Annotated in this window: 18 protein-coding genes; 3 read left to right on the top strand and 15 right to left on the bottom strand. The window is 66.5% G+C overall.

Annotation, left to right across the window (positions count from 1 at the left end; translation table 11 throughout):
• Window positions 1–188: 188 nt before the first annotated feature.
• Entirely contained in the window at window positions 189–2,201 is a 2,013-nt protein-coding gene (locus J0M27_RS19130; protein WP_294995595.1) for a 3-hydroxyacyl-CoA dehydrogenase/enoyl-CoA hydratase family protein, read from the bottom strand.
• A gap of 179 nt (window positions 2,202–2,380) precedes the next feature.
• Here J0M27_RS19130 and J0M27_RS19125 point away from each other — a divergent pair, with 179 nt between their 5' ends.
• The gene (locus J0M27_RS19125; RefSeq protein ID WP_294995592.1) at window positions 2,381–3,070 is read left to right on the top strand and encodes a glutathione S-transferase; all 690 of its coding nucleotides are present in this window, start codon (window positions 2,381–2,383) and stop codon (window positions 3,068–3,070) included.
• 88 nt (window positions 3,071–3,158) lie between these two features.
• On the opposite strand, the gene J0M27_RS19120 is transcribed toward J0M27_RS19125, so the two are convergent.
• From J0M27_RS19120 to J0M27_RS19070, 11 genes are all read right to left on the bottom strand, one after another.
• Window positions 3,159–3,983, bottom strand: coding sequence for a CZB domain-containing protein (locus tag J0M27_RS19120; RefSeq protein ID WP_294995590.1), 825 nt, complete (start codon window positions 3,981–3,983; stop codon window positions 3,159–3,161).
• A 174-nt stretch (window positions 3,984–4,157) separates the two neighbouring features.
• A complete protein-coding gene (clpX, locus tag J0M27_RS19115) occupies window positions 4,158–5,162 on the bottom strand; it encodes an ATP-dependent Clp protease ATP-binding subunit ClpX (protein ID WP_294995587.1) in 1,005 nt (334 codons plus the stop codon).
• An 89-nt stretch (window positions 5,163–5,251) separates the two neighbouring features.
• Window positions 5,252–6,439: an amidohydrolase family protein gene (locus tag J0M27_RS19110; protein ID WP_294995585.1), complete on the bottom strand. Its 1,188-nt coding sequence runs from the start codon at window positions 6,437–6,439 to the stop codon at window positions 5,252–5,254.
• Between the two features lie 3 nt (window positions 6,440–6,442).
• Window positions 6,443–7,330, bottom strand: a complete 888-nt coding sequence (locus tag J0M27_RS19105) for a dihydropteroate synthase (protein ID WP_294995582.1) — start codon at window positions 7,328–7,330, stop codon at window positions 6,443–6,445.
• Window positions 7,327–9,186, bottom strand: coding sequence for an ASKHA domain-containing protein (locus J0M27_RS19100; RefSeq protein ID WP_294995579.1), 1,860 nt, complete (start codon window positions 9,184–9,186; stop codon window positions 7,327–7,329). Before J0M27_RS19100 ends, J0M27_RS19105 begins: the two co-directional genes overlap by 4 nt.
• Before the next feature lie 6 nt (window positions 9,187–9,192).
• Window positions 9,193–9,876, bottom strand: coding sequence for a hypothetical protein (locus J0M27_RS19095; RefSeq protein ID WP_294995576.1), 684 nt, complete (start codon window positions 9,874–9,876; stop codon window positions 9,193–9,195).
• Between the two features lie 5 nt (window positions 9,877–9,881).
• Window positions 9,882–11,144 (bottom strand): uroporphyrinogen decarboxylase family protein, encoded by a 1,263-nt coding sequence (locus J0M27_RS19090; protein ID WP_294995573.1) that lies wholly within the window; start codon window positions 11,142–11,144, stop codon window positions 9,882–9,884.
• On the bottom strand, window positions 11,141–11,803 hold the full coding sequence (locus J0M27_RS19085; protein ID WP_294995570.1) for a cobalamin-dependent protein: 663 nt from the start codon (window positions 11,801–11,803) through the stop codon (window positions 11,141–11,143). The genes J0M27_RS19090 and J0M27_RS19085 overlap by 4 nt, the downstream gene beginning before the upstream one ends.
• A 27-nt stretch (window positions 11,804–11,830) precedes the next feature.
• On the bottom strand, window positions 11,831–13,246 hold the full coding sequence (locus J0M27_RS19080; RefSeq protein WP_294995567.1) for a methylenetetrahydrofolate reductase C-terminal domain-containing protein: 1,416 nt from the start codon (window positions 13,244–13,246) through the stop codon (window positions 11,831–11,833).
• Window positions 13,247–13,258: 12 nt separating this feature from the next.
• Window positions 13,259–14,221, bottom strand: coding sequence for a PDR/VanB family oxidoreductase (locus J0M27_RS19075; protein ID WP_294995564.1), 963 nt, complete (start codon window positions 14,219–14,221; stop codon window positions 13,259–13,261).
• Window positions 14,205–15,242 carry an aromatic ring-hydroxylating dioxygenase subunit alpha gene (locus J0M27_RS19070; RefSeq protein WP_294995562.1) on the bottom strand — a complete coding sequence of 346 codons (1,038 nt, stop codon included), beginning with the start codon at window positions 15,240–15,242 and terminating at the stop codon, window positions 14,205–14,207. Before J0M27_RS19070 ends, J0M27_RS19075 begins: the two co-directional genes overlap by 17 nt.
• A gap of 116 nt (window positions 15,243–15,358) precedes the next feature.
• On the opposite strand from J0M27_RS19070, the gene J0M27_RS19065 reads away from it, so the two are divergent.
• Together J0M27_RS19065 and J0M27_RS19060 are read left to right on the top strand one after the other, a co-directional pair.
• Entirely contained in the window at window positions 15,359–16,273 is a 915-nt protein-coding gene (locus J0M27_RS19065) for a LysR family transcriptional regulator (protein ID WP_294995559.1), read from the top strand.
• Window positions 16,274–16,552: 279 nt separating this feature from the next.
• The gene (locus tag J0M27_RS19060; RefSeq protein WP_294995557.1) at window positions 16,553–17,689 is read left to right on the top strand and encodes an ABC transporter substrate-binding protein; all 1,137 of its coding nucleotides are present in this window, start codon (window positions 16,553–16,555) and stop codon (window positions 17,687–17,689) included.
• Window positions 17,690–17,784: 95 nt separating this feature from the next.
• Here J0M27_RS19060 and J0M27_RS19055 read toward each other — a convergent pair whose 3' ends face one another.
• The 3 genes from J0M27_RS19055 to J0M27_RS19045 form a co-directional block, all read right to left on the bottom strand.
• Window positions 17,785–19,287 carry an AMP-binding protein gene (locus J0M27_RS19055; protein WP_294995554.1) on the bottom strand — a complete coding sequence of 501 codons (1,503 nt, stop codon included), beginning with the start codon at window positions 19,285–19,287 and terminating at the stop codon, window positions 17,785–17,787.
• The gene (locus tag J0M27_RS19050; protein ID WP_294995551.1) at window positions 19,284–20,459 is read right to left on the bottom strand and encodes an NnrS family protein; all 1,176 of its coding nucleotides are present in this window, start codon (window positions 20,457–20,459) and stop codon (window positions 19,284–19,286) included. Before J0M27_RS19050 ends, J0M27_RS19055 begins: the two co-directional genes overlap by 4 nt.
• The coding region (locus tag J0M27_RS19045; protein WP_294995548.1) for a hypothetical protein at window positions 20,456–20,807 on the bottom strand (352 nt) is incomplete at its 5' end. The genes J0M27_RS19045 and J0M27_RS19050, both read right to left, overlap by 4 nt.

Here is a 20,807-nt window from a genome sequence, read left to right as displayed (position 1 = left end):
AGGGTCGACTTGCCGCTCGCTGTGGATCGTTGGAACGAGTGGTCCATTGTTTTGAAACGACGAAAGTTTGTCCATCCGTGGATTGCGCGGAAAACTGCGGCCTATACGTAGGCGCGCCCGCGGCGCGGACCGGATGCGTCGCGGGGGCGGCGGACCCGCGCTGCCGGGGCGGATCCGCCGGGGAGGGGTTACTTTGTCTTGCTGAAATCCGGCGTGCGCTTTTCCTTGAACGCCGTGATGCCCTCGCGCGCGCTGTCGAGGCAGGCGGACAGGCCGAAGGAGCGGTAGCCAACTTCCAGCGCCTCGGCGAAGCTCGCTGCCGCCGCCGCCTCGAGGATGGATCGCTCCATCAGTTCGATGCACTCCCGGCTCAGCACCTGGCCGCTGGCCGCGCGCGCTTCGACCGGATCGATGCTTACCTGCACCGGGGCATCGCCGATCGGCCTGACCTTGCCGGCGAGTTCGCGGGCTCGCGCAACGGCCATCGCCACCAGGTGGTCGACGTCCTCGGCAATGCCGTCGATGATGCCCAGTTCGTGGGCGCGCGTGGCCTTCAGGCGTTCCGCCGTGCGCAGCATGGCATTGAAGGTCGGTGCCGCATGCGGCCAGCGACGATAGGGTACGGCCATGGCGCCGATGCCGTGGGTGATGCCCAGCGTCACCTCGGGCATCTGGATCCAGGCGCGCTTCAGGGCGACGATGCTATGGCAGCGCGAGGCCAACTCGAAGCCACCGCCCAAGGCAATGCCGTTCAGCGCCGCGACCACCGGTTTCGTCATCTGGTCGAGGTGGACCAGGAGGCGTGAGCAGTCGCGGGCGTATTGCGCCGAGGCGTCGGCGTCGCCCAGCATGTCCACGAAGCGGCCGATGTCGCCGCCGGCGCAGAAGGCCTTGGTGCCGTAGCCGGTGATGACGAAGCCGGCCACCTTGGGATCGTTCTCGAAGCGGCGGATCACCGACAGGATCTCGTTGTTCATGTCGTCATGCAGCGCGTTCATCGCCTCGGGGCGGCGCAGGGTGATGACTTTCACGTCACCCAGGTCATCGACCAGGATGTGGCGCAGGAAGCCTTGGTAGGCGTCGAAAGGGCGGGCCGGCATCGGCATGCCGGCGCGTTCCGTGCGCAGGCGGATCAGGGCCTGGCCGGTGGTCTGCTCGCCCAGCGTGCGCATCAGGTCGAGCGGACCATGCTTGAAGCCCAGCGCCAGGCGACAGCCGAGGTCGAGGTCGGCCGGGTCGCCGATCTTGCGGTCGACGATGTCCACGCTCTGCGAGAAGAGTATCCCCAGCAGGCGCTGGCGGATCGCCTGCGCGGTGGCCGGAGCGACCTCGACTTTCTTGCCGGGCGGCACCGTGACCCAGGTATCGACCGACTTGAAGATCGGCGCGGGATCGTAGTGCGAACCCTCCATCTCGGCCTGCAGGGTATTGGTCTCGGTGATGATGGGGTTGCCGCGGGCCAGGTTCAGCACGAAGAAGGGACCGGCATGGACGAACTCGGCGGCGACGCTGTCGACCTCGGCGGCCGTGGCGCGGTCGAGCAGCAGGGCGGACTCGTTGCACCAGTTATCGAAGATGCGGTCGAGCATGAAACAGGCGACGTCGGCGGTCAGCAGCGGTACCTTGCCGGTCACGCAGAAGGCCCAGCGCAGGTAGTCGACCACGGCCGGGTCGGACTTCTTCCATTCGATGACTTCGACGGCGGGGTTGCGCCAGGCCGGTGCAAAGAAGTGGGTCACGGTGGCGCGAGCCGGATTCTTCATCTGCGAGAAGATCAGTTCCGCCGGCAGCGAACTGGTGTTCGAGGTGATCAGCGCGTCGGCGCGGACCACGGCTTCGATCCGGGCGAAGATCTTGCGCTTGAGCGGCAGGTTTTCCGTGGCGGCCTCGATCACCCAGTCGGCATCGGCGATGTCGGAATAGTCCATCGTGCCGTAGAGGTTGTGGATTACGTCCCTGGCTTCGGCCTCGCTCATCTTGCCGCGGGCGACGGCCTTCTTCGAGTATTCGGCAAAGCGCAGCAGGGCGGATTCGACGGCCTTCTGGTTTACGTCGACCAGGTAAAGCTTGAGGCCTGGGATCGCGCTCTTCAGGTAATAGCCGATGTCGGGGCCGATGGTGCCGGCGCCGATGATGGCGACGGCGCGAGGCAGGGGGCGGGTGGGCGTGGCGAGCAGCGGATTGGCGTAGCGGGCGGTCATGGTGCGATCCTTTGTATGCGGTATACAAAGATTATCCGATATTCGTGCCGATCGCACAATCCGCCCGGACGTGCCCAAAAGTCGGCGTCCCACAGGGACTTCCTTCGGTCGCTGGCGACCCGGCGCGTCGATTCGTCGGCGACTCGACGGCACCGTGGCAAGCCGCTATCCTGAGCGCCATGATTACCGTCCACCACCTCGAAACCTCGCGTTCGCAACGCGTCCTCTGGCTGCTGGAAGAACTCGGCCTGCCCTACGAACTGGTGATCTACAAGCGCGACCGCAAGACTCGCCTGGCGCCGCCGGAGCTCAAGGCCGTGCATCCGCTGGGCAAGTCGCCGGTGATCACCGACGGCGATCTCGTCATCGCCGAGTCCGGCGCAATCCTCGAACACATCGCCGAAGGTTATGGACAGCACGCGACCGGCGACCTGGTCGGCCTCGTGCCCGCGTCCGGTACGGAGGAGCATCGCCAGGCGCGCTTCTGGATGCATTACGCCGAGGGCTCGCTAATGAACTGGCTGGTGATGAAGCTGGTGTTCATGAGCATCCCGACCCAGCCCATGCCCTTCTTCGTGCGACCCATCGCGCGCAAAATTTGCGCGCAGGTACAGAAGAAGCTGGTCGACCCTAACGTGGTCACCGCGCTGGCGTTCATGGAAAGCCATCTCGCACGGCATGCCTGGTTCGCCGGCGCGCAATTGAGCATCGCCGACTTCCAGATGAGCTTCCCGGTCGAGGCCGCGCTCTCGCGCGGCGCGAAACTCGGCAACTATCCGAAGCTGATGGCCTACAAGGAACGCATGGTCGCCCGGCCGGCCTATCGGCGCGCACTGGAGAAGGGTGGTCCGGCGTTGATGTCGGCCTGAGCGTCAGCCGACCAACCGGTCGGCCGGAGCGGGGTCCTTTGCCAAGGCAACCGCGACGATTCGGCACCGGCCGCACGGCAACGCCCTATCAGGCCGCGGACTTTTTGCGGCCCTCGAAAAGACCGACCACGGCCGAGGCGACCTGGTGCGAGGCATCGGGATAGGCGCCATGCTCGAGCATCTGCAAGGCCTTATCGCGTTCGCCCCTTTGCGCGACGGCAAGCACGTCTCCCGCACAGCGATGGAAATGGGCGTGGCGCGCCTTGAGCACTTCATAGGCGGGCGTCGCGCCGAAGCGTTCGCCGCCGATGCCGCTGAGCCAGTAGCCGAGCGGGCAGGCGTCGTCGCGCGAGACGTTCTCGACCTGGAGGTCTTCCTTGCTGGCGCCGGTGATGTAATCGCGCAGCCTGGCCTTCCACTTCAGGTGGGAATCGATGGCTTCCTTGCCGTCCGAGGCGATGATGAACAGCCGCGCGAGGAGCATCTTGACGCGTTCAGAGGCCTTGACATAGTCGCCGCCCTGCAGCAACTTGGTGGCCGCGGTGGTGTCGCCGGCCTGCGCTGCTGCGAGAACCGCGCCGGCACAGCGATGGAAATTGGCGTGGTGAGCCTTCATGTCGAAGAAGGTTTCGGAATAGCCGAACTTCTCGCCGCCGTGATCGTAAATCCATTTTCCGAGCGGGCACTGGTCGTCGCGCGAGACCACCTCGACCTTGAGTTGTTCCGTGCTGGTGCCGCTGATGTAGGACTCAAGGCGGACCTTCCATTTCATGTGGGCGTCGACCGCCGTCTTGAAATTCAGTCCGGCGACTTCCGCGCCCTTGTCTTCGCTGCCGCCCGCGGTGGCAGGCGAGTGGGCGATGGACTTGTCCTCGCCCTTGACGATGCTCCTGAACCAGTCAAGCATGCCCATGCGTATCCCCCTTTTTGACAGTCGAATTTTTCTTTCGAGTCTAGCGGAGGGGGAAACGCCGGCCGCAAGATTCAGCGTATCGGACCATAAGCGGCTTCTTTGCTGCGATGCGGCACGGGGTTCAAGAAGTCGGCGCCCGCGACACGGCGATGCGGCCCGGCGATAGTGCGCGGGTTAGGGCGCCGGCGCGCTGCCGATGAACTTCGGGTTGTCGAACAGCGAGGTGATGCGGACCTGGCGCACTTCCGGATGGTCGGGCACGAGGTAGATCACCGGCGTCAGCATCTCCTCGAAGATGCCGCGCAGGCTGCGCGCGCCGACCTTGTACTCCATGGCGAGGTCGGCGATCTGCTCGAACACCAGCGGCGCGATCAGCAGTTCGACTCCCGAGTTCTGCAGGATCTGCCGGTATTGGCTGTAGATCGAGTTCTTCGGCTCGGTCATGATCCGCACCATCAGTTCGCGCGACAAGGGCTTCAGCGAGGCGACGATGGGCAGGCGCCCGGCGAATTCCTGGATCAGGCCGTACTCGAACAGGTCGGTCGGCTTGACGCGCGAGTTGAGGCGGTCGAGCAGTTTCTGGTTGTCGGCTTCCGAAGTGGATATGAAGCCGTAGGACCTGGTCCGCGCCAGCACTTCGTCGAGGCCGACGAAGGCGCCGCCGCAGATGAAGAGGATCTGCGTGGTGTCGATGTAGTGCGAATCCTTGATCTTGACCGGCGCGCCTTCCATGATCTTGAGCAGCGCGTGCTGCACGCCCTCGCCGGACGTACCGCGCACCTGGCCCTGCTGGCTGTGCACCACCTTCAGCTTGTCGATCTCGTCGATGAATACGATGCCGCGCTGGGCACGCTCGATGTCGCCCTCGGCCTTGTCGATCAGGCGCTGCAGGATCGCTTCGATCTCGTCGTTGACGTATTCGGTCTGCGCCAGCGAGGTCGCGTTGGCGGTGACGAAGGGTACCTTGAGCACGCGCGACAGCGTCTCGCACATCAGCGTCTTGCCGGTGCCGGTGGGGCCGACCAGCAGCACGTTGCTCTTGATGATCTCAAGCCTGTCGGGCGCGGCCAGCGCAACCTTTTTGTAGTGGGTATAGACGGCGACGGCAAGCTGGCGCTTGGCCTCGTCCTGGCCGACGACGTGCTGGTCGAGGAACTGGACTATCTGGCTGGGGGTCATGGCGGATCGTGGTTCCGGGTCTGGTGTGGCGCGCCTACTAGATTACCAGCGCCGCTGGCGATGATGTCGAACGCTTGCGGGCAAGTGGATCAGGAACCGCCCCGCCAGACCTTTTGCGGCCTGCGCAATGCCGCGGGCTGGGCGAAGGGCGAGGCGGCCAGCAGCACCGCATCGAACGGGGCGCCGGGGGCGAGCAAGGGATGTTCGATGCCGAAGTGCCGCCGGGCCGTCGCGGTTGCCGCCGCCAGAATCGCCGCCATGCCCAGGCCGGCGTCGAGGTAGCGATCGATTTCGTCGAACAGGGCATGGCCGTGTTCGACGCCCATGCTGCCGGCATCAGTGCCGATCAACAGTGGCACGCCCATCTCGGCCGCCAGCCGCAGATGTTCGGCATGGCCGTCGAGTATGCGGCGTAGCTTGCCCCGAGTGTCCGACGACCAGCCCGCGACTTCGGGATGGGCCCACTGGAAATGCACCGGGCAGAAGGTGGGGGTCCAGGCGATCCGCTTGTCGCGCATCACGGCGAGCGTCTCGCGGTCCATGAAGAAGCCGTGCTCGATCGAGCCGACGCCGGCGGCGACCGCGATCTTGAGGCCCTTGCCGCCGCTGCAGTGGGCGAGGGTGCTGCGCCCGCAGGTGCGGGCGATGTCGACCACGAGGCGGACCTGGTCGAGGCTGAACTGCGGTTCGTCGGTCACCGCGCCGGCACCGAAATCGATGATGCCGGTCAGGATCAGCTTGATTTCATCATTGTCGCGCGCCAGGGTGGCGACCGATTCGCGGATCGCCGCGTCGTCCTCGACGTCCCGCGCCATGAAGGCGCCGTAGCGCTTCGGGCGCTTGATTCCCAGTCCGCTGGAGCGGACGTGGCAAAAGTCGGCGCCGGCGACACGGCTCTCTTCGCGGACGCGGTGGTTGATGCCGTGCCGGTCGCCTGCATCGCGCACCAGGGTGACGCCGCAGACCAGGGCCTGGCGCGCGCTGGCCCGCGCCGCAGCGACAATCCCGTCGAGCGGTTTCTTGAGGTGCGCGGAACGGGTCGCGGCGTCCGTCGACGCGCCGTCGAGGAACAGGTGCACGTGTGCGTCGACCAGTCCGGGCATGAGGAAGGCGCCTCGTTCGACGGTGCATCCCGGTGGCGCGACCTCGGTCGCAACGTCGCCGCGCGCGATGCGGGCCAGACGGCCGTCGCGCACCAGCAGCGTGGTGGTTTCGCGATGGCGCGTCTCGCCATCGAACCATTCGTCCACCACCAGGGCCAGGTTGGCGTTGCTCATGGCTCAGGCCTTGTAGAACTTGCGCACGGCGCGCAAGGCGTTGCTGCCGCTTTGCTCGAGGAAGTTGCGGTAGGCCTGCATGACGTGGTGTTCTTCCGGGAGCGGCGCGTAGCCGCGCCAGGGAGTACCCAGCACGGTATCGAAGCCGTGGGGCACGGTCAGGGTGAGGAAGGCGTTTTCCAGGCAATGCTTGAGGTCGGAACCGTCGGCCGCCTTTGGAGGCAGTTGCTGGCCGATGTTGGACAGGCCGCCCATCATGTGCACCCCCTTCAGCTCGGGGTCGGCGCCGATAAGCCTGATGGCATCGACAGTGGCGCGGTTCAGTCCCTCGGTGTCGGCGATGATGGCGGAAACGGACATGTCGATGAAGATGTCTTCGAGTGCCAAGCCGTACTCGCTCTTCAGGCGCAGCGCGGCGCGGCGCGCCGTGCCGTGGATCTGCTCCGCCGTCTTGTTGCCCCGGGCGACGCCGTCTTCCATGCGCTCCGAGGCCATCAGGATCACCTTGAAGCGGTACTTGCCGTAGAGTTCCATCAGGTCCCAGCGGTGCTCGGTGATCGAGTTGACGATGGGCAGGGCGCCGCCGGCGCGCTCGGGCCGATAGGCGGCGAGGCAGATTTCCTGCACCTTCCTGCTCGGAAAATCGAAGGACAGCGGGGTGCCGACGACATCCTGGATCGCCGTGATGATCTTCGTCATGAACTCGGGATCGGTCATGGCGCGCGCACCGATATTGACGTTCTGGTAGGCCGCACCGGCCTCGGCCTGCTTGACCGCCAGCGCCTGGATGCCGGGGATGTCCTCGGTGTCGAACAGGGCGCGGGTACTCTTGAAGCCGGGATTGATGCGCTCGCCGATGATGCGCAGGGCGAAGTCGTTTGCTGCCGTCACTGGGATCTCCTGGGTAGCTCGCTGGGAAAGCCGATGTGGTGCATGAAGGTCTTCTGGAACTCGCCGCGGGTCGATAGTTCGACGTAGCGGCAGGCGCCGGCGATCTCCGCGGCGCGGGTCCTGGCCGTGAGGCTGGCCAGCATGCGCCGGGTACCGAGGCCGGCGGCGTTGCCGACCTGGGCGTAGCGCCCGGCGGGCAGGTCGGGAAACAGGCCGATGTCGATGCCGCTGGCGATGTCGATGTAGGCGCCGAAGGCTCCGGCGATGATGAAACGGTCGATTCGCTGCTCGGCGATGCCGTGGTCGCGCAGCAGCAGTTCGACGCCGGTGCGGATAGCCGCCTTCGCCAGTTGCACGGCGCGTACGTCGTGCTGCGTAAGCCTCACGCCGGGCGCCAGCAGCGCGGCGCGCAGGCCATCGGTTTCCTCGACGTCGGGATGCGCCGCGGCGATGCGGCCGCGGGCGCTGACGATCTCGAGCCGGCGCAGCGTCGCGAGGGCATCGAGCACGCCGGAGCCGCACAGGCCAACCGGAGCGCGATTGCCGATGGTGTGCACGACCAGTCGGCCTTCGACCGTGCTGACCCGCTCGATGGCGCCGTCGGCGGCGCGCATGCCGCAGGATATGTGGCCGCCTTCCAGGGCCGGACCCGAGGGAACGGAGGCCGAGCTGATTTCGCCGCCGTGGATCAGGGATATCTCGGTGTTGGTGCCGATGTCCATCACCAGGCTGGTGCCAAGTGGGCGCCAGCGATCTTCCGTCGCCAACAAGGTGCTGACGTGGTCGCCGCCGACGAAGCCGCCAATATTCGGCGCCAGGTGCACGCTGGCGCCGGGACAAAAAACCAGTCCGAGGTCGCGCGCTTTCACGTCGGTAGGCGCATGCAGCGCGGCGACGAAAGGCGCGCGGCCAAGCTGGCGCACCGGCAAGCCGAGCAGCAGGTGGTGCATCGCCGTATTGCCGCAGACCACCGCATCGACGATGCATCCGCTGTGGCTGCCCACCGCACGGCACAGGTCGTGGGCCAGGCCGTTGATGGCTGCCACCGCGGCCTCGCGCAGATCGTCCGCCGCACGCGAACCACCGATGGCGTGGTTGATGCGGCTGATCAGGTCGGCACCCCAGGCGGTCTGCGGATTCTCGATGCCGAGGCTGGCGAGCCTTGCGCCGCTTTCGAGGTCGATCAGGAAGGCGGCGACATTGGTGGTGCCGAGGTCCACCCCGAGTCCCAGGCTTTTGCTGCCGACCGGCGCGAAGTCGATCAGCTCATGGCCGTGGCGGCGCACCCGCAATGCCCAGGTCGCCGCGTCCCCGTCGCGCAATGCCACGGACAGGCCGCGCGCGGCAACGAGGTCGATGTCCAGGTCGGGCAGCGCCAGCGCCTGCAGTACGCGGTCGGCATCGCTGCGGTTGTCGTCTAGCGTGGCCCCCGGCAGCATCAGGTCGTGGTTGCTGACCGCGGGATCGAGCGGCAGCGTTTCTCCGGCGTCGCCGAAGTCAACGTCGGCCCGCACCACCGGTGCCAGGGAACGCGGCGCAACTTCGATGGTGCAGTCGCTGCGCACTCGCAATTGGCAGGCGCGCAACCATTTCCTGCGGCCCGGCGCGGGCGCTTCGACGCCGGTGGCGGCGTCGTCGGTTTCCAGCAGGCCGGGGGCAGCCGAATGGACGTGGTCGATGCGACCCTCGACCACGCGCACTACGCAGGTGCCGCAAGTGCCGCGCCCGCCGCAGGCGCCGACGATGCGCAGGCCGTTGCGGCGCGCGCCGTGAAAGATGGTTTCCTCGCCCTGCACCTCGATCTCGCGATCGAGCTCGGGAAAGTTCAAGCGGTGCGGGGCCGGGGGCGTGGACATGGCGGTTCAGGAAGCGGTCGTGGCGGCGGCGCGCTCGACCACCCGGCATTTGTCCCGCGTCGGGCACTGGTCGCAACGGGACCATTGCACCGGGGGCAGGTCGATGCCGACACCCATCACCATCGAGCATGACTTGACCGGATGCATCAGGCCGCCGCCGCCGAGGCGGACGCCGATGTTTTCCGCCTGCGCCAGGCGCAGCACCGCAGCCTGGGCGTCGAGCGCAAGCCCCGGATCGCCGGGTCGAAGTTCGCCTGCCATGCACAGCTTGCGCCGCGCGGCCTCGGCCAGCATGCGGTCCTGGGCGCGGCGCGTGACGGCGAAGAGGAGTTCGTTGCCCAGTTCGTCGAGCGCCATCGCGAGCGATGCCTGGCGTGCGGCGAATAGTGCGCTGACCCGTTGCTCGAAGGCCGGGCCCAGCGTGCAAACGGCACAGGCGATGGCGGTCAGCGTGCCCGACGCCGGCAGCAGCCAGGGTCCATGCAGGCGTTCGCCGCCCGCGTGAAGCCATTGCGTCGCCGGAGCTTCCAGCGGAACGATGCAATAGCTGTAGGCCGCGTCGACCAGTCCCGGTTCGCGCGCCGCCGCCAGCGCCTTCTGCCGCAGCCGTTCCCGCACCGGCGATGGCTTGCCGCGCGGCGGCGCGGTCGCCACCTCGCGCAGGACGTCGAAGCCGCGGGCGACGCGCATCGGTTTCAGCCGGCGTACTTGCGTGCCGAGTCAAACATGGCGCGCACGTTGTCGATCGGCGTTTCGTCGGGAATGCCGAAGGCCGTGTCCAGCATCAGGCTGCCGCCCTTGTTCCAGACTTCATCGACCAGGCGCTTGACGGCGGCATCGACGTCGGCCGGCGTGCCGGTGGTCATCATCGAGGGCGAGAGGTTGCCGCGCAGCGCGACCCGGTCGCCGAGGACCTCGTAGGCCTTGACGATATCGGTGCGCTCGAACCAGTAGATGCATTTTCCCGGTGGCACGTCCTTGATGATTTCGAGGCGCTTGGTGCAGTCCGATTCCCACAGCGGCATCGGGATCAGGTCGGCGTCGATCAGGTCCAGCATCATCTGGCGGAAGCTCGGCCACCAGAAGGTTTCGAACTGCTTGGGCGACATGAAGGCATCCGGCGCCCAGTGGATGGGGATGAAGACGATCGGATTGCCGGTGGCCTTCGCATTGGCGATGGTCATCCGCACCAGGTTGCGCCGCATCATGTCGATGGCTTCGAGCAACTGTTCCTTGTGGCGGAAGAGGTCCTTCATCATGCCGGTGGCGCCACGGAAGTAGTCGGCCAGAACGTCGTAGGGCGCGCCGGAAGCGCTGCCGTTGATCAGCGGAAAGCCCAGCGCGCCAATGCGCTTGTTCCACAGGCCGACGTGGGTCATGTAGACGTCGACTTCGTCGGCGGCATCGAGCACCTTTTGCAGCGCCTTGCGGAATTCCTTGTTCGCCAGCGGGCGCAGGCCGGTGATGGCGCGGAAGTAGAACATGCCGGGAAAGACGGGGAAGTTCTCGAAGCCCTCGAAGGCGCCGAAGATGCGCGGCAGGTACTTGTTGAGGTAGAAGCCGGTCGGGTCGGCGATCAGTTCGGCGTACTCCTCGGCTTTCATGTATTCGCGGTCGAGGTATTGGTAGGGCTGGTTGTCGCCGACGCCGTGGCCGGGCCATTGCAACTGCTTGTAGCCGGTGGCCTCGAAGACGCGGCCCAGGGCGCTGGCGCCGACCAGCGAGATGCAGGCATCGGGCTCGAATTCGAGCACGGCACGTTCGGCGATCTCCTTGGTCTTTTCGTAGTCGTACATCAGTTCCTTGTAGCTGATGCCGCCGTACTTCGCCAGCCAGTAGGTGGCGTACATGATCACCGGCATCCGGTCCGCCTGTTTGAGGGCGACGCAATCCAGGATGCGCTTCCAGCGCGCGTCGTAGGCGACTTTGGCCTCCGGGGTCTGCACCAGGTCGCTCATGCCGCCTCTCCCATCCAGGCCTTGCACAGGTTGACCGCTTCCACGGCATTGACGCCGAAGGCATCGGCGCCGGTATAGGCGCGCACCGTCTCGTCGATCTGGCCGCCGCCGATCATGACCTTGAATTTGCCGCGCATGCCCTGCTGTTCGAAGGCAGCGATGGTCTCCTTCATCGAATCGAAGGCCAGCGTCAGGAAGCCGGAAAGCCCGACCACGTCGGGCTGCCAGGTGTTGATCTCGTCGATGAAGCTGTTCACCGGAACGTCGATGCCGATGTCCCTGACCTCGAAGCCGTTGATGTCGAGCATGAAGGCGACGATGTTCTTGCCGATGTCGTGCAGGTCGCCATGCACGGTGCCGATCAGCACCTTGCCCAGCTTCTTCGGCTCTTCGCCCGGCGCGTGCTTGATCAGCGGCTTGGCGATGGCGCCGATGGTTTCCAGCATCTCCCCGGCCAGCACCAGTTCGGGCAGGAAGTATTCGCCTTCCTCGAAGCGCTTGCCGACGATGTCCATCGCGTTGCGGCACAGTTCCAGCACGCGCAGGGGCGCGGCGCCTTCCTCCAGCAGCATGCGCTTGGCCAGTTCCAATGCTTCGTCCTCCTGCATCTCCGCGAGAAACTCGACAAGTTGCCCTTCCTGCTCGTTCATGTCGCCCATCGTTCAGTCTCCTCGTTGTTCATGGGGTCATACGGTATGCAAACGCGGCCGCCTGCGCAAGTCGCATTCGGCGATGATTTCCGCCAGCGTGTCTTCATTGCGATGGCCCATCAGGTGGAAGCCCGCGACGCCTTCGATTTGCGCCAGGGCATCGATGGTCTCGATGCAGATCCGGCGCGCCTCGCGCTGCGGGTCGCGGGCGCCCTCGAGGCGGGCCAGCAGCAGTGACGGAACTTGCACGCCGGGCACGTGGCGGACCATCCAGGCCAGCGCCTTCGCCGATTTCAGCGTGCCGACGCCGACGATGATGTGGGCGCGGCGATGGAGTCCGCGCCGGCGCACTTCGCGCATGAAGTCGACGAACGGTCCGAGGTCGAAGCAAAACTGGGTCTGTATGAAGCGGGCCCCGGCCAGGACCTTCTTTTCGAGGTTGGCGACGCGGTCGGCGTAGGGCGGCACGAAGGGGTTGGCCGTGGCACCGATGAACAGGTCGGGTGCTTCCTGCAGCTTGCGCCCGGATGCGTACTCGCCCCGGTCGCACATGCCGCGCGCGATGTGCAGCAGCGACACCGCGTCGAGGTCGAACACGGGCTTGGCTTGCGGATGGTCGCCCTGGCTGACGTCGTCGCCGGTGAGGCAGAGGATGTTCTTCACGCCCAGCGCCGCCGCGCCGAGCATGTCGCCCTGGATCGCGATCCGGTTGCGGTCGCGGCAGGCGATCTGATAGACCGGTACATGGCCATGCGCGGCGAGGATGGCCGAGGCGGCGACGCTGGACATGTGGCAGTTGCCGCCGGCGCCGTCGGTGATGTTGATCGCATCGACCCGGCCGGCGAACAGCCCGGCGCGGGCCAGCAAGGCATCGGGCCTGGGCGAGTCGGGCGGGGCGACTTCGACCGTCACCACCAGGCGCCCCGAGTTGCAGGCCGCTTCCAGCGCCCCCTGTTGCGGAACGGGCGTGATGCGCTGGCCGACCGGCGGCTGGAATGCCGGGTCCGGGCGCCCCTGCAGCACCTGTATCCAGCTCGATGCGCCGCGCCGACGCTGGTCGATCGCCGGTAACAGCGGCGTCGGGTGCGCCAGGCGGTCGCCGGCGATGCGTTTCGCCCCGGCGCCGGCCTCTACCCAGGCGCAGGGAAGCTCCGGCCGCACTTCGCAGCCACCATCGGCGCGCACGCCGCCGCAGGGGCCGTTGCGCATTTCCTTGGGGCAGTTCATCGGACAGGCCATGCCGGTGGCGGAGAGCACGCACTGGCCGCACATGCGGCAGTCGAACAACGTCGACTTGGCGAGTCGTTCCACCGGTATCAGCAGCGCCTCGGTACGTCCCATGCCGACCAGGCGCGCCAGCGGCGCCAGCAGGGGAGCGACCTTGGACAGGCCCGTATAGGCGCGCCCGAGACCGCGGGCATGGCGTACCGACCACAGGCGCAGGGCGAGCATCCGGGGGCTGGCCTAGAGGTTCAGTTCGAGGCAGTCGTCCCTCGCCCTGGAAACGCAGACCATCATCATTCGGTTGGAAGCCTTTTCCGCGTCGGACAGCACGTAGTCGCGATGGTCGGGCAGGCCGGAGCACACCTCCGCTTCGCAACTGCGGCACAGTCCTTCGCGGCAGGCGAAAGGATGGTCGATGCCCGCCTGTTCGAGCGCGTCGAGGATGCTGCTGCCGGCGTCGATCTGCAGCTCGCGTCCGCTCGACTTTAGGCGGACACGGAAGGGTCGATTGCCTCCGGCGGCCGGCGCTTCGGCTGCGGAAAAGCGCTCGAAGTGCACGCAGTCGGCCGGGTGGGCGGCGGTCTGCGTCGCGACGACCTGCATCAGGGGTTCGGGGCCGCAGCAATAGACATGCTCGTCGCGCCGCAACCGTGCAAGGAAGCCGGCCAGGTCGGCCATCTGCCCGGTCTCGTCGTCGAAATGCAGCCTGACCCGGCCGCCGCCCAGGGCGACGAGTTCCTCGGCATAGGCGGCACGCTGTCGGCTACGGGCGGTGTAAAGCAGACGCCACGGTTTGCGCGCCATTTCGCACCAGCGCACCATGCTCAGAATCGGTGTGATGCCGATGCCGCCGGCGACGAACACATAGCCGGCGGCCTGTGGATCGAGCGGAAAACTGTTGCGCGGCAGGCCGATTTGAAACTCGTCGCCGACCGCGACCGAGTCGTGCACATAGCGCGAGCCGCCGCGGGAGGCATCGGCGAGGCCGATGGCGATCGTGTAACGGTCGGGATCCGGCTGGAAGTTGGCGAGCGAATACTGGCGCACCAGTCCGCCATCGAGATGGACGTCAATGTGGGCGCCGGGTTCGAAGGAGGGCAGGGACTCGCCGTTGGGAGATTTCAGTTCCAGCTCGACGACGCCCGTGGCGACGGTGCGCCTACCAGTGACGCGTGCCGTCAGCATGTCAGGTGTTGCCGCCACTTTTCGCCTCCGCGTCGATCTGCTTGTTCACCATCCAGCGAAACTGCGAGAGGGCGGAATCGATGCCGAGGCTGACCATCTTGAAGCCGCCGTCCATGCCCAGCCTCGCCTGCTGCGCCTCGATCATGGCGCGGTCTTCGGCGAAGGCGGCGACGACGCTCTGGTGGATGGAACGGGTGATTTCCGGCTGGTCGATCAGGAAGTTGTGCGGATGGGCGAAGAAGTAGTGCGTCGAGTTTGCCGTGGCCGGCGTCAGCGCCTGGCAACCGCGAAACTCCGCGGCGTCGACGCGCCTGCCCTCGGGCGCGCCGGTTCCGGTCAAGGCCATGCCGGAGTCCATCAGCAATACCCCGGGCATGACGAAATCGTAGATATTCCAGCGGTCCACCCTGCCGGCGAACGGCCGCACCTTCTGGATGAAGCCAGGCGCCTCGGTATTTGTCGTCCAGCGGGTAACTTTTACGCCGCGGCTGGTGCGTTCTATCTTGGGCACCACCGTGGCATAGTCCTCGCTGCCGCCCAGCGTGGTCGGGTGCACATAGGGCAGGTGCGAGAAGTCGAGGAGGTTGTCGGCGATCAGCAGGTAGTCGACGTCGTAGTGGATGTAGCCGTCATTGCATCGCCACGCCGGGTCGTCCAGCCAGTGGGTGTCGGGAATCAACGCTTCGTCGGCGCCGGTGGCATCGCCCATCCATATCCAGACCCAGCGGTGCTTCTGGATCGCGGGAAACACCCGCACCCGGGCCTGCGGCGGAATGGTCTGCTGCGAGGGGATCTCGATACAGGCGCCGCTACGGTCGAACTTGAGGCCGTGGTACATGCAGCGCAGACAATCGCCCTCGCGCCGCCCCTTCGACAGGGGCGCGCCACGATGGCAGCAGCGATCCTCGAAGGCCACCACCCGCTTGGTCGAGTCGCGCCAGAACACCACCGGGATTCCGGCGATGGTCCGTGCCAGGAATCCGTCCTCGGGCACTTCGTTGTCCCAGGCCGCCACATACCAGCAGTTCTTGACGAACATTGCCACCTCCTTGGTTTTCCACGTGCGGTGACGGCAGGCCGTCGACCGATCCGTGCATGGTAGGAGTTGGTCTATTATGTGTAAATCGAACAAACTACATAGATATTATGAAAGTTGTGCATAAAGCTCCGCTGGACCTCAACCTGGTTGCCGTGTTCGACGTCCTGATCCGCGAGCAGAGCGTGACGCGCGCCGCCGACGAACTGGGCATGTCGCAAAGTGCCATGAGCCACGCCCTCAAGCGCCTGCGCAACTTTTTCGACGACCCGCTGTTCGTCAAGACCGGCGAGGGCATGAAGCCGACGCCGCGCGCCGCGAGCCTCGCCGAGTCGGTGCTGGCCGTGATGGGCACCATCCGCAGCGACCTGCTGGTGCATACGCGCTTCGACGCGGCCAGGGCGAAGCGGGTCTTCAGCCTGTGCATGACCGACATGGGGGAACTGGTCTTCCTGCCGCCGCTGATCGAGGCCCTGCGCCGTCAGGCGCCCGGCTGCACGCTGCGCACCGCGCAGCTGCCGCCCAAGCAGATCTTCGCGGCGCTGGAATCCGGCAACGTCGACCTGGCGATCGGCTCGCTGCAGACGGTTCCTTCCGGCCTGTTCCAGCAACAGTTGTTCACCCATCCCTTCGTCACCATCGTCAATCGAAAGAACCGGCGCATCGGTCCGCGCCTGAGCGAGGACATGTTTTTCGAGATGCAGCACATCGTCGTGTCGCTGGCCGAAAAGGCGGACGAGTATTACGACGGCGTGGTGGACCAGTACGGGCGGCCGCGCCGGATCTTCCTGACGACGCCGCATTTCCTGACCGTGCCGCTGCTGATCGCCGGCGATGCCAACCTGATCGCCACCGTGCCGCGCGAGCTGGGGCGGATCTTTTCCGCCTACAAGGCGATCCGCATCGTGGACACCCCGATCGCCCTGCCGCGCTTCGCGCTGCGCCAGCACTGGCATCCGCGCTACCACCACGACGAGGCGAACAGCTGGCTGCGCAAGCTGGTCAAGGACACCTTCGAGACCTATCCGGAATAGCCTGGCTCGCATGACGGCGGCGGCTGCGACAGGTCGCCGGCGCGCTTGGCTGAATATGAATGCGGTTCATGATTCGTATTCCGGCTGTCGGATTTACACATAACGTCCGCTGCCGCTAAGATCACCGGCGTGTTCCGGGATCGAGTATTGCTGTATCGTTCGATCCGTTGGAATAAAGGGGAGGGGCGCGGATGTCGGTGATGCCGGCTCGCAGCCATGGGACACCACGACACTTGTCCGTTTCCCAGACTACATGACAGTTCGTCCAAGGAGGAAACAATGAAGAAACTGCTTGCGGTATTGACGTTGGCGCTGGTCACCACTTCGGTTGCGGCGCAGATCAAGGTCGGCGTCACGCTGGCCGCCACGGGCCCTGCGGCGTCGCTGGGCATCCCGGAGAAGAACGTGTTCGCACTGGTGCCGAAGACCCTTGGCGGCATGGCGGTCGAGATCATCCTGCTCGACGACGCCACCGATCCGTCGGCGGCGGTGAAGAACACGCACAAACTGATCAACGACAACGTCGATGTCATCATCGGCTCCTCGATCACGCCCAGCACGCTGGCCATGGTCGATGTCGTCGCCGAGAAGCAGACGCCCCTGATCGCGCTGGCGGCATCGTCGCGCATCGTCGAACCGATGGACGCGAAGCGGGCCTGGGTGTTCAAGATTCCGCAGAACGATTCGCTGGTGGCGGGCGGCATCGTCGAGCACATGGTCAAGTCCGGCATCAAGACGGTCGCCTACATCGGCTTTTCCGATGCCTACGGCGAGGGCTGGCATACCGAGTTCTCGAAACTGGCGGAAGCGGCCGGCATCAAGCTGATCGCCAAGGAAGTCTACGGCCGCGCCGATACCAGCGTGACCGCGCAGGCACTCAAGCTCGTGTCGGCGAATCCCGAGGCCATCCTCATCGGGGCCGCCGGAACGCCGGGCGTGCTGCCGCAGGCGACGCTGATCGAGCGCGGCTACAAGGGCAAGATCTACCAGACGCACGGAGTCGCCAATGGCGATTTCATCCGCGTCGGCGGCAAGCAGGTGGAAGGCGCGCTGTTGCCGGTAGGACCGAACCTGGTCGCCGAACAACTGCCCGACAGTCATCCGTCGAAGAAGGCCGGCCTGGAGTTCGTGCAAAAGTACGAAGGGGCTCACGGCAAGGGTTCGCGCTCGCTGTTCGCGGCGCTGGCCTGGGATGCCTGGCTGGTGCTGGACGGCGCGGCGACACGGGCGGTGAAGAAGGCCAAGCCGGGAACTCCGGAATTCCGCAAGGCGCTGCGCGACGAACTGGAAGCGACCAAGAACCTGGTCGCCTCCACCGGCGTCTATAACTACAGCCCGACTGACCATGCGGGCCTGGATTCACGCGCCCGCGTCATGGTGCGCATTGAGAACGGTACCTGGAAGCTGGTTCAGTAGGGCGTTTGCGATCGATCGCAAGAGCGGCCGGGTCTATCCCGGCCATTTTCATTTCATCGGTCGAAGAGTGGGCGCCCTGACGCCCTTCGCGCTCGTTAAGCCAGCAGTTCGCGCAGCCGCGTCTTCAGCACCTTGCCGGTGTTGTTCTTGGGCAGCGCTTCGACCATCACGTAGCGCTTCGGTCGCTTGAAGCGCGCGATGTGGTCGAGGCACAGCGCATCGAGCTCCGCCGTGTCGGGCGCGGTGCCGCGCGGCACGACGAAGGCAATCACGATTTCGCCCCATTCCGCATCGGCCTGGCCAACCACCGAAACCTCGCTCACCGCCAAATGGCGCAGCAGCACTTCCTCGACTTCGCGCGGGTAGATGTTGGAGCCGCCCGAAATGATGACGTCCTTGCTGCGATCCTTCAGCGTCAGGAAGCCGTCGGCATCCATGCTGCCGACGTCGCCGGTATGCAGCCAGCCGTTGCGCAGGGTCTCGGCGCTGGCGGCAGGGTTATTCCAGTAGCCGGCCATCACCGTGTCGCCGTGAACCAGCACTTCGCCGATTTCACCCGGCGGCAGCGGATTGTCCTCGGCATCGGCGACGCGCACTTCGACCCCGGTGAAGGCCGGGCCGACCGAGGCCAGGCGCTCCAGGTGGCGCGGGTGTGCCGTGTCGGCATGCATGGCGCGCGGCAGGCAAGAGATCGTCATCGGCGATTCACCCTGGCCGTAGATCTGCACCAGCACGTTGCCGAAGCGCGCCAGCGCGGCCTTGCAGTCGGCGACGTACATCGGCCCGCCGCCATAGACGATCGTCCGGAGGCCCGGCACGGCAGCCGGATCGGGATGCTCGACCAGGCGCTTGACCATGGTCGGCGCGGCGAACATCGTCACGCCGCGATGCGCCCGCAGCAGCTCGAAGATTTCGGCCGGATCGAAGCCGCCGGATTCCGGCGTGACGTTGAGCCCGCCCTGCGCTATGTGGGGCAGCATGTAGAAGCCCGAGCCGTGCGACATCGGCGCGGCGTGGATGATGGCGTCGCCCGGCGCGATGGCATCGACGTCGGCGAAATAGTTGAGCACCGCCGCCATCAGGTTGCGCTGCGTCAGCGTCACGCCCTTGGGCCGGCCGGTGGTGCCGCTGGTGTAGAACAGCCAGGCCGGATCGCCGGCAGCGCGCGAGGCCGGCGGCATCGGCTCGGCCGCGAACAGGCCATGCCAATCCGGCGCGCCGATCTCGATCGCCGCCTCCATGTCCGACACGGCCAGCCCGGCCACCGCCGGGAACAGGTCGGGCGTGGCGAAGCACAGGCGCGCACCGGCGTGGCCGAGGATGTATTCCAGTTCGCGCGGGTGCAGCTTGGCGTTGATCGGTACCGCCACCAGCCCGGCATGCCAGCAGGCAAACATCAGCTCGACGTAGGCCGGACAGTTCTTCATCACCAGCCCGACGCGGTCGTTGGGCCGCAGGCGCGCGGCCAGGCCGGCGGCGAGGCGCGCCACGCGTTCGCCGAGTTCGGCAAAAGTCGCGACGGTTTGGCTGCCGACCGCCAGCGCGGGTCGCTCGGCATGGAGGCGCGCCGAACGTTCGAGGAGTTGGGCGATGTTCATGGACGCGGCGCCGCGCGCGGCAGGCTGGGGGCAACGAGGATGGCGCCGAACTGCATCAGGTAGAGGATGAAGGCGCTGGCCCAGAGCAGGGTGGCCAAGCCGATCAGCGCCGTGTGCTGGGCGCCGACTCCCGCCGCCACGCGCAGCACGGCGGCGACGAACATCGCGCCGTAGGCAATCAGCATCACTTGCGGCACCACCGGCGGGCGGCCGGTGTGGCGCAGGCTGACGCGGGTCATCAGGCCCAGCATCATCATGCCGAGGCCGCCGATGGTGAAGGCATGCAGCCAGGCCGCCTCGGGCAGCGCGCCGGTCAATTCGGCGACGGCCTTCAATGCAAAAGCCAGCAGCAGCCAGGCGAATCCCAGGTGCATGGTCAGCAGCAGCGGCACGTCGGCCACGCGCCAGCCCTGCCAGCGTGCACTGCGCCAGCCGTAAAGCAGGGCGCAGGCCAGCGCGGCGGCGCCGATCCACGGGTGCGGCGCACCGGCGAGATCGCAGCCGGCGAGCAGCAGCAGCGCCGCCAGTGCCGCGGTCTCCAGCCACATCAGGAAGGGCACCTGGTCGCCGCGCCCCTTATCGCGCAGCGCGTTGCCGGTAAAGATCGGCGCCAGCACGCCACCCTTCAGCACATAGAGCACGACGATGGCCCAGATCGCCGCGCGCAGAGCGAGCGCGGCGACGCCGGCATCGCCCTTCGCTGCGCCCTGGTAATAGAGCAGGTTGGCGACGAAGAGGGCAAACATGATGGGCAGCAGCAGCAGGTAGAGCCGGTTTTTCGCGCGCAGCAACTGCGGCGCCAGCATGCCCATCACGGTGGGAAACAGCAGGGCGTCGACCAGCGCCGGCAGCGGCGCCGGCAGCCAGGGCGAGAGCCAGAATGCGGCGCGCCCGGCGATCCACAGCGCGACCAGCACGGCCAGCCGCCCGCCGGCGACTTCATCCGTGCCGGCCCAGCTCGGCAAGGCGGTGACGACGATGCCGAGGATGATCGCCGCGGCGAAGCCGAAAACGAATTCGTGGCCATGCAGCAGCTTCAGCGGCATGCCGCCGGGCGTCGGCAGCAGGCCGAACCAGGCCGCGAGCCAGATCGCCGCCAGCAGCGGCGCATAGGCGGAACCCAGCAGGTAGAAGGGGCGGAAGGCGCTGGCCCAGAGCGGTGAATGGGTCACGGTGGTAGGAACGGAAACGGGATGGAGGCAATTATGCGGGATGCGGCGCGCCTGGACGTGGATTCGGCAAGCCGGACGAAAAGTCGGCGCCGGCGACACGGCGAAGGAAGGCCCGTCGTATCGGCCGCGCCGGTCAGCGTTGCGGTCGCGGGACCACGCGCGCGGGGCGGCAGATCGGCAGGCCTTCGGCCGATGTCATGCAGGTGGCGTCGATGACTTCCCACCCAGCGCTTTTCGGCAAGGGTGCTGAGGTACATGTACTCGACGCCGATCGAGCCGCAATAGGTCGCTTTCAGGGCGTCGAGGATCTGGCCGAAAGTGGCGCGTTCCGGGACCCCCTTGAACGAA

It is taken from the genome of Sulfuritalea sp., assembly GCF_017302275.1.
GTDB lineage: Bacteria > Pseudomonadota > Gammaproteobacteria > Burkholderiales > Rhodocyclaceae > Sulfuritalea.
This window is presented reverse-complemented; position numbering and strand designations above follow the sequence as displayed.